The following is an 8,285-nucleotide window of genomic DNA, read 5'->3' as shown; positions in this document are numbered from 1 at the left end:
GAACATCAGTGCGGTATTGGTCATGGAAAATGATCGGCTTCATGGCATTTTTACGGAACGCGATTATGCCAGGAAAATCATCCTTCAAGGCAAATCATCAAAAGATACCTTGATTAAAGAAGCGATGACGGCCAGTCCGATCACCATTAATTTAAGCGACAGTATTGATTACTGCATGGAGCTGATGACCGATAAACACATCCGTCATTTACCAGTTGTAGAAAACGACGAAGTAAAAGGAATGGTTTCAATCGGTGATGTGGTAAAGTTTATCATTGCAGATCAAAAACAGACCATTTCGCAATTGGAAAGCTACATTAGTGGTTAATGCTGAGTTGGATTATGTTGGTTGGTGAGACACCAACCAATAAATGAGGCCTACGCTTTTACAGCTACTTTATCTTCAGTTTTGCCTGATTGGTGCATTTCGAGTTTTCCATTGTATTGTGCGCCTAGCTCAATCTCAATGGCCTCTGTTTTAATATCGCCATTAACCCTACCTGTCTTTTTTATTTCCAGGTTTTGGGCTTTAACATTTCCGTTAACGGTTCCATAAATAATGGCTGAACCTGTTTGAATGTCGCCTTTAATCATCCCTTTTTCACCTAAAACAACACCGCCTTCAACATTTACATTGCCAATTACAGTTCCATCGATCCTTATAACTGCTTTTCCTTTTAGTTCGCCTGTAATGGTAAAGCCGAGGCCTATGATAGTCGAAATCTCTTGTTGATTTAAGTCTTTAATCTGATTGTTTTTCTTGAACATGTTTCTTATAAGGTTAAAAAGGATCTTGGATTTATAACTTTACCATTTTTATGCACTTCATAATGTAAATGAGGGCCAGTTGACCGCCCGGTTGAACCCGCTTTGCCAATGTTATTGCCAGCAATCACATCCTCATCTACCTTTACCAAAATTTTAGAAAGGTGACCATAGTAGGTTTCAAAACCATTACCATGTTTAATTACGATGCAATTGCCATAACCACCACGCCTTCCAGCAAAAATCACCTTACCGTTCGCTGTACATTTAACAATGTCGCCATAATTGGCCCTGATATCAAGTCCTTTATGTGTCTCCACATTTTCACCACTAAAAGGGTTTTCGCGGTGCCCATACCCGGATGTGATTGTACCTAAATGTGGATAACCCATAGGCGTATAGGCCACGTTATAGGCAATTTTACTCAGGTAGTTGTCGTAAAACTCGCCGATCTCTTCAGCCGATAAAATATCATCACTTTGCTCTCCCCCTTCATTGCCCGTTAAAATTGGCTTTAATCCTCTTGCTTTTAGGTATTTATTGATGGTAAGCAGTTTTTTATCGATTGATTGGTAATGCTTTTTTAGGGAAGAAGTATCGATAACAGATAGTTTGTCTTTACTTTTTAAAAGCGCCAGTTCGAGTTTACTCTTGGCTAATTCTACACTCGAATTACTACGGATCAGGTAAAATATGCTGGATATAAGTATTAAGAATAATCCTAAAACGCCTAAAATATACTTTTTCCAATGTACAATGTATCCTGTTGGAACTTGGATTGGCTTGCTTGAACTTTGATTATTATTTACAAAAATTACGGTTGTTTTGTTCCGTTTTCTGTTCATTTTTACTCAGATTTTTTGTTTGGGACTAAAACAAATATATGATTAACAACCACATAGTCAAACACAAAGTTGAAGTTTAACATTAGCTATACCGTAAAAACACATGTTTTAAACGTTAAATTAACAGTTACTATATAGCTTAAACGAATAAAGCCGGATGTGTAACATTTAAGTGGCTTTCGCCGTACAACTATTTAGCAATGGTTCAAAACGAGCGCTAACACAAAGAAAGATTCTTCCATTTCGCTACCGATGAAACCTGTGAAGCAAGCATACCATAAATAATAAAAACAAATGCTTAAATCGATGACCATCAGTCGAAATGACAACTCTACAGGTAACTTATTTCCGTCATTTCGAGCGCAGCGAAGTCGAGAAATCTTTTAAGGCAGTTCTCACAAAGATTTTGCTTCGCAGAGCCTTCGGGTTCTCCTCCGAAGGAGTTCCTTTGGAATACTACGGTCGAAATGACGAATTATCTTACGTAAGTTAACTATGTAAAAAATCTGTGTAATCCCTACATCTGTGTAATCAACCCGCAGGCAACATCAGTGTAATCACCCCGTAAGGAAAGAGGCAGGAAAATCTATGAAATTATTTCCACCTCCACTCACCGGCAATACTCAAAGGCTCCTTTAGGTTCTGCGATTCTAAGAAAGCCCTCAATTCTTCTTCGCCCTGAACACCAACTGGAATTTTCGGTGTATTGGCTAAAGCGTAAGTTAACATGGCGCTGTAACGCACTGTATTTTTAAGCTCCTGCTCATCAACCAGTTTAAAACTATCGCCGTCTGAGTGATAAAATGGACCAGAATTGTTTGGCAGTTTACCACCAAAACCACCGCCAGTAGGAATCCCCTCCAGCATAAACGGTTGGTGATCGCTGTGTAAACCTGCACCAGCATTAAACAAGTTTTTAAAACCGGTATCAATTTTTACAATATCAGCTCCCCAGGCCGTAAACAAATCTTTCATTTCTGATCGTGAGGTAGAAAAACCTTTCGGATCGTTGGTCATGTCATAGTTCAACATAAACTTAACCTGGTTTAATGTTTTGTCTTTTTTAGCCTGATCGATGTATGCTTTGGAACCCAACAAACCTTGCTCCTCGCCCATAAACAGTACAAACTCTACGGTACGTTTGGTTTTTAAATGCAGCTTTTTAAAGGTACGTGCCATATCCATAATAGCAAAAGAGCCAATTCCATTGTCGATTGCACCGGTTGCTAAATCCCAGCTATCTAAATGTCCACCGACTACAATTTTGTCCTTAGGCAATTCAGTTCCTTTAAAAGTTGCCACTACGTTTCTCGCTTTAATCAAACCCGAGAAATTGGTCATGGCAATATGCGCGATCTGTGGCTGTGATTTAATTTTTTCCTTCAAAGCTGTACCGTCTTCCAGTCCAATACAAATAGCAGGAATAGAGATCAATTTACCCGTTACCGAAGCTGTTCCAGTTAAAAGTACGCCATCTTTTACGGTATTGATGATGATGACACCTATTGCGCCATATTTTGTGGCAATGGCCGTCTTTTCTGAGCGGTGTAATGACTTTGTTCCAGCCGAAGAGCCTGGTAATACACCAAGATAAATCAATGCAATTTTACCTTTAAACTTCTCAGGACTGCCTTGATAATCTGCCTCCAATCCATTACCTGCATCTACTATCTCGCCAGTAACGTCTGCACTAACCGGTGAATGTGCTAAAGTAACAGCCTTCATTTTGGTTAGACTGTTTTTATCAGCACCAATTTCTACACTGATTGTTTTTCTTGCCCAGCTTTCTACTTCGAAAGGTTGAAACTTCACTTCACAACCGTAAGATTTTAATAAATCGAAAGCATATTGCTCTGCTTTTGCGCCGTTTGTAGAACCTGTTAAACGATGACCGATAGTTTCGGTTTCATATTTAAGTGTTTGATAAGCTTTTGAATTTTGCTGTACATCAGCATTGATTTTGGCAAAAACATCACCGAATTTATCCTGGGCATTTACAAATAAAGCGGTACAAAGAAGCGCTGCAGCGAAAAGATATTTCATTAGGAATAATAGTTTAGTTGTTGAAAGTACAAATTTTAGCTAGAGATTACTAGCTGTAACGTATATTTTGCTTTTGAGTAATAGCAGATAAGTATATTTTTTATCCTAAGACAAAGGATTAGCAGTCTTTTCCCCATGCACAACCGTGCTTCGGCTCACCGCCGCCGATGGGCTCTTTCTTTTCTCTTGATAGAAAAGAAACAAAAGATCAAGGCTTGCATCCTTTCTTGTAAAAAACTACAAAAATCTCAATTGCGGCAGTCTATAGGCTCTTTCCTAACTTCGTTGCCACCACACTCGCTTAACACTGCCTTGGCCTGTGGAAGTATTGGTGAAACTGCAAAGATTTTTGTTCTTTTTCCTACGAAAATCTGCTAGGCCGCACAGCAAAGTGCAGTTATGCCACTTAGCACTTTACACCACAAAAAGCTTAAATGCCCTCAGGTGACTCAGGTGATCAGAATAATTTTGGGAAAAACCTTTAATGGTAAACTAAGATTGCACATGCGCCTTTTTCTTAGGAAACACCAATGAAGCTACAATACTCATCACTAAGATACTCAATATGATGATAAGCGAATGCTCAGTAGTGAAACCCCATTTCTCCAGATAAGTATGCCCCAACATTTTAACCCCGATAAAGGCCAATAATACGGCCAATCCGGTTTTTAAATAGTGAAATTTATGGATGATATTCACCAACAGGAAGAACATGGAACGTAAACCCATGATGGCAAAAATATTAGAGAAAAATACAATGTAGGGATCTTTTGTTACCGCAAAAATAGCAGGGATAGAATCGACAGCGAATAAAAGATCAGTAAACTCAACAATCAGCAGTACCAAAAATAAAGGTGTCACCAGTGTTTTATGGTTAATTTTTACGAAGAATTTTTTGCCCTCATACTTTGGATGGATAGAAAATATTTTCGAGGCCCATTTAACCACTGGATGATTTTCCGGATCAATCTTATCATCTTCATCTTTGCTAAAGAACATTTTTACCCCAGTAAAAACAAGGAAAGCGCCAAACAAATAGAGTATCCAGGCAAATTTTGCAATTAATGCTGCACCAACAAAAATGAAGATGAAACGCATAATAATGGCACCCAAAATACCCCAGAACAATACACGGTGATAATATTTTTCTTCAACGGCAAAGGCTGAAAAAACGAGTACGATCACAAAGATATTATCTACAGAAAGTGCATATTCAATTACATAGCCGGTTAAAAATTCTAAGCCGAGGTTTTGCCTATAAATCGCTAAACTTCCTTCAAAATCATCAGGGATTAATTTAATGTGATGCTGGTGTCGCGTTACAATTTCTTGCAGGTGTGCAAAATCTTTTATTCCATGTAGCTGATGCCCCTCGGTTAACAGGATAAAGTAAAAACCGATAGCCAAAGCCACCATAATCAAACTCATTACTCCAGCCTGTTTTAAGCTCACCACATGTTCTTTTCTGCTAAATAGACCAAGGTCTAAAGCAAGAATCAACACAATAAAAAGAAGAAAACCTAAGCTAAAAAGTAATTCGTTACCCATTATTTTTTACGTTCAGTGGTGTACAGTACAAGTTGTTCTAAACCAGTTCGTGCTTCGCCTGCCTCAAAACTGTGCAAAATATCAAATGCTTCCTTTTGGTACTCCAGCATTTTCTGGTTCGCGTAATACACACCTTCGTGGGCATTTACGAAATCTATAATCTGCTGAATTTTAACCGGATCGTCCTGGTGGTTTTTCACCAGGTTAATTATTTTTTTACGCTCAGTTTTTTCAGCTTTATTCAGTGCATAAATTAAAGGCAGCGTTACTTTCTTCTCTTTAATATCAATACCTAAAGGTTTGCCTACATCATCAGTACCGAAATCGAAGGTATCGTCTTTAATCTGAAAGGCAATCCCTACTTTTTCGCCAAACAGACGCATTTTTTCTATCGTTTCATCATCAGCACCTGCCGAAGCAGCACCCGCAGCACAACAAGAAGCAATTAAAGAAGCGGTTTTCTGTCGGATCACATCAAAATATAAATCTTCCGAAATATCCATCCTCCGCACCTTTTCTACCTGCAACAGTTCACCCTCGCTCATCTGTTTCACCGCTTCCGATACAATTTGTAACAAACGGTGTTCGTTATTGTTTACTGAAAGCAACAATCCTTTAGCCAACAGGTAGTCGCCAACCAAAACGGCAATCTTGTTTTTCCATAAAGCATTGATAGAGAAAAAGCCGCGGCGTTCGTAAGCATTGTCTACCACATCATCATGCACCAAAGTAGCCGTATGTAAAAGCTCTACCAAAGCAGCCCCGCGATGGGTTGATTCTGTAATGCCACCGCATAGTTTAGCCGCAAAAAATACGAACATCGGCCGCATTTGTTTGCCTTTTTGCTTTACAATATAATGGGTAATCCTATCCAGCAACGGTGCGTCGCTATGCATAGATTCTTTAAAGGTTTTTTCAAACGCTTTAATATCAGTAGCAATAGGTGTTTTTATCTGTTCGATTCCCGGCATTAAGTCGAAAAATTTTGATTGCAAACTTAAGCTAATTTCCCATAAAAAGGTAATGTACAATCGTATTATTAAGGATTTGAAAAGCAATAGCTTAATCTTTAACATCTTTTGCTCCTGCTATAGCCCATAGTCCTCGCCTTCAGGCTGTGGGCTATTTGGCGCCATCAGGTTTAACATTATGGGTTAGTGCAGGTAATAGCCACTCAGTATCATAACTAATTCCTCAAAAAGATTAGCTTTATTTAATTTCAAATTTTACATTTAAACTAATATTAGCTGAGCCATAGATGAAAAAACGCTACAAAGTACTTATCGGCCTTTCGGCATTAATTGTTGCAGGCTACTTATTGGGGCCAAAACCCAAAAAGCCGGTTTATAACAAAGAACTCACACAGGTGCCCGATCTGGAAGATTTAGACCGTTATGTGGCCAGCATAGAATCGATGCACAAAATAAAACCGGGTAACGAAGCCGAAATCATCTGGGCCGATCCCCTCCACAAGCAAACCGAGTATGCCATTGTTTACCTGCATGGTTTTTCGGCATCAAAAACAGAAGGAAACCCCGTTTACCTAAATCTGGCCAAAGAATTAAATGCCAATTTATACTTAGCGCGTTTGGCCGACCATGGCATTGATACACTTGCACCTATGCAATATTTCACTGCCGACCGCCTTTGGGAAACCAGTAAACAGGCTTATGCCATCGGTAAAAAATTAGGCAAAAAGGTGATTTTAGTGGGTACTTCTACCGGAGGAACTGTCGCTTTAAAACTAGCGGCCACCTATCCTGAAATTAACAGTTTAATTTTATTGTCGCCAAATGTGGCCATTAACGATAAAAATGCATGGCTTTTGAATAACCCATGGGGTTTACAGATTGCCCGAAAAGTGGTGGGTGGCGATGAACGCAAAGTAGACGATCGCACTGACGAATATAAAAAATACTGGTATACCAATTACCGCCTCGAATCTCTGGTAGAGCTGGAAGAGTTTATTGAGAGCAGTATGGTAAAAACGACTTTCCAAAAAGTAAAACAACCTGTTTTAATGCTCTATTATTACAAAAATGAACTCGAACAAGATCCTGTAGTCCGTGTAGATGCTATGCTGAAAATGTTCGATGAACTGGGTACACCTAATAATTTAAAAAGAAAACAAGCCATACCAAACGCAGGGAATCACGTAATGGGATCGTATATTACTTCGAAGGATTTACCAAGTGTAGAAAAGGCTATTGAAAGTTTTGTGGGGAGTACGTTGGCAATAACTGTTCATCATTAAATTTGAGAAATGATAATCAACTTTTTAAAGGCGCGAAGATTTAAGAAAGACATACAAAAATTGGAAGAGAATATCGTAATGTTGCTAGCAAACGATTTTCCTGAGATGGCAGACAATTATCTGCATTGGACATTCAGCACAGCAGGGCAGCTTGCAGATAAAACAATATATATTTTACATCAAAGCACGGATAATTTCTATTATGAGCGAAACAGAGCGAAACATAAAAAACATTTCTTTTTAACAGGGGTTGAAGTGTTAAACAAACAAACAGGAACTTAYATTCCAATAAGATTAACAATTTCCTATAATCTCATTCAAGATATCTCCCTACCACTTAACACAACACTAAGAAGTGAGTATGAATTATCAGAACTCAGGATTAATAACTTGTATAAAGAAGATTTCATCTTAAAAAACACGGACGAAAAAAAACTTAAAAAAATCCTTTCTAATGTTAGCGAAGAGCAAAAAAACTTATTAGAAATTGAAGATACTATAGAAATTGAGCTCGACGAAAAATATTATTACACCATTTTAGATATGGAAGACGGAAACTATATCGCCGTTAACAAACGTGGAAATGTATTCAGATTGATCCATGATCATGAAGAACCAGCAAAAAAAATATTTCAAAATGTTCAAAAATTAATGGAGTCATATTCTGGAGATAAATATGAGTTGCAAAAATATTTAGAACAATAATCGCCACCATTTCCTGATTTAATTCAGATCGGGCTATTTACTACTATATAGATGCTGAAATAAATTCAGCATGACGGCTAATATTGTATATTTATTAAACAAATCTAAATCTCGCTCATTATGAA

The 8,285-nt window shown here is 38.1% G+C and carries 8 protein-coding genes; 3 read left to right on the top strand and 5 right to left on the bottom strand.

Features of this window, described 5'->3' with window-relative positions:
• Positions 1-328 (top strand): CBS domain-containing protein (locus tag AC1DPQ_RS10635; RefSeq protein ID WP_477609188.1); only part of this gene is annotated, 328 nt, incomplete at its 5' end.
• 50 nt (positions 329-378) lie between these two features.
• On the opposite strand, the gene AC1DPQ_RS10630 is transcribed toward AC1DPQ_RS10635, so the two are convergent.
• The 5 genes from AC1DPQ_RS10630 to AC1DPQ_RS10610 form a co-directional block, all read right to left on the bottom strand.
• On the bottom strand, positions 379-768 hold the full coding sequence (locus AC1DPQ_RS10630; RefSeq protein ID WP_477578325.1) for a bactofilin family protein: 390 nt from the start codon (positions 766-768) through the stop codon (positions 379-381).
• Between the two features lie 5 nt (positions 769-773).
• Positions 774-1,610 (bottom strand): M23 family metallopeptidase, encoded by an 837-nt coding sequence (locus tag AC1DPQ_RS10625; protein ID WP_215125341.1) that lies wholly within the window; start codon positions 1,608-1,610, stop codon positions 774-776.
• A gap of 594 nt (positions 1,611-2,204) precedes the next feature.
• Positions 2,205-3,653, bottom strand: a complete 1,449-nt coding sequence (locus AC1DPQ_RS10620) for a M20/M25/M40 family metallo-hydrolase (protein WP_477578327.1) — start codon at positions 3,651-3,653, stop codon at positions 2,205-2,207.
• A gap of 492 nt (positions 3,654-4,145) precedes the next feature.
• Positions 4,146-5,201: a TerC family protein gene (locus AC1DPQ_RS10615; RefSeq protein WP_477578328.1), complete on the bottom strand. Its 1,056-nt coding sequence runs from the start codon at positions 5,199-5,201 to the stop codon at positions 4,146-4,148.
• Entirely contained in the window at positions 5,201-6,172 is a 972-nt protein-coding gene (locus tag AC1DPQ_RS10610) for a polyprenyl synthetase family protein (RefSeq protein WP_477578330.1), read from the bottom strand. Before AC1DPQ_RS10610 ends, AC1DPQ_RS10615 begins: the two co-directional genes overlap by 1 nt.
• Before the next feature lie 287 nt (positions 6,173-6,459).
• Here AC1DPQ_RS10610 and AC1DPQ_RS10605 point away from each other — a divergent pair, with 287 nt between their 5' ends.
• Complete coding sequence (locus AC1DPQ_RS10605; RefSeq protein WP_477609186.1) at positions 6,460-7,455, top strand: alpha/beta hydrolase; 996 nt, start codon at positions 6,460-6,462, stop codon at positions 7,453-7,455.
• Positions 7,456-7,515: 60 nt separating this feature from the next.
• The gene (locus AC1DPQ_RS10600; RefSeq protein ID WP_477609184.1) at positions 7,516-8,160 is read left to right on the top strand and encodes a hypothetical protein; all 645 of its coding nucleotides are present in this window, start codon (positions 7,516-7,518) and stop codon (positions 8,158-8,160) included.
• Positions 8,161-8,285: the final 125 nt, after the last annotated feature.

This window comes from Pedobacter sp. 01T416_2 (assembly GCF_056398925.1).
Note: the sequence above shows the minus strand (reverse complement) of the source record. Positions and strands in the feature narration are given on the sequence as shown.

Coding starts and splice junctions, on each gene's coding strand:
- AC1DPQ_RS10605 (WP_477609186.1), top strand. CDS start 6,460: ATGAAAAAACGCTACAAAGTACTTATCGGCCTTTCGGCATTAATTGTT.
- AC1DPQ_RS10620 (WP_477578327.1), bottom strand. CDS start 3,653: ATGAAATATCTTTTCGCTGCAGCGCTTCTTTGTACCGCTTTATTTGTA.
- AC1DPQ_RS10625 (WP_215125341.1), bottom strand. CDS start 1,610: ATGAACAGAAAACGGAACAAAACAACCGTAATTTTTGTAAATAATAAT.
- AC1DPQ_RS10615 (WP_477578328.1), bottom strand. CDS start 5,201: ATGGGTAACGAATTACTTTTTAGCTTAGGTTTTCTTCTTTTTATTGTG.
- AC1DPQ_RS10630 (WP_477578325.1), bottom strand. CDS start 768: ATGTTCAAGAAAAACAATCAGATTAAAGACTTAAATCAACAAGAGATT.
- AC1DPQ_RS10610 (WP_477578330.1), bottom strand. CDS start 6,172: ATGCCGGGAATCGAACAGATAAAAACACCTATTGCTACTGATATTAAA.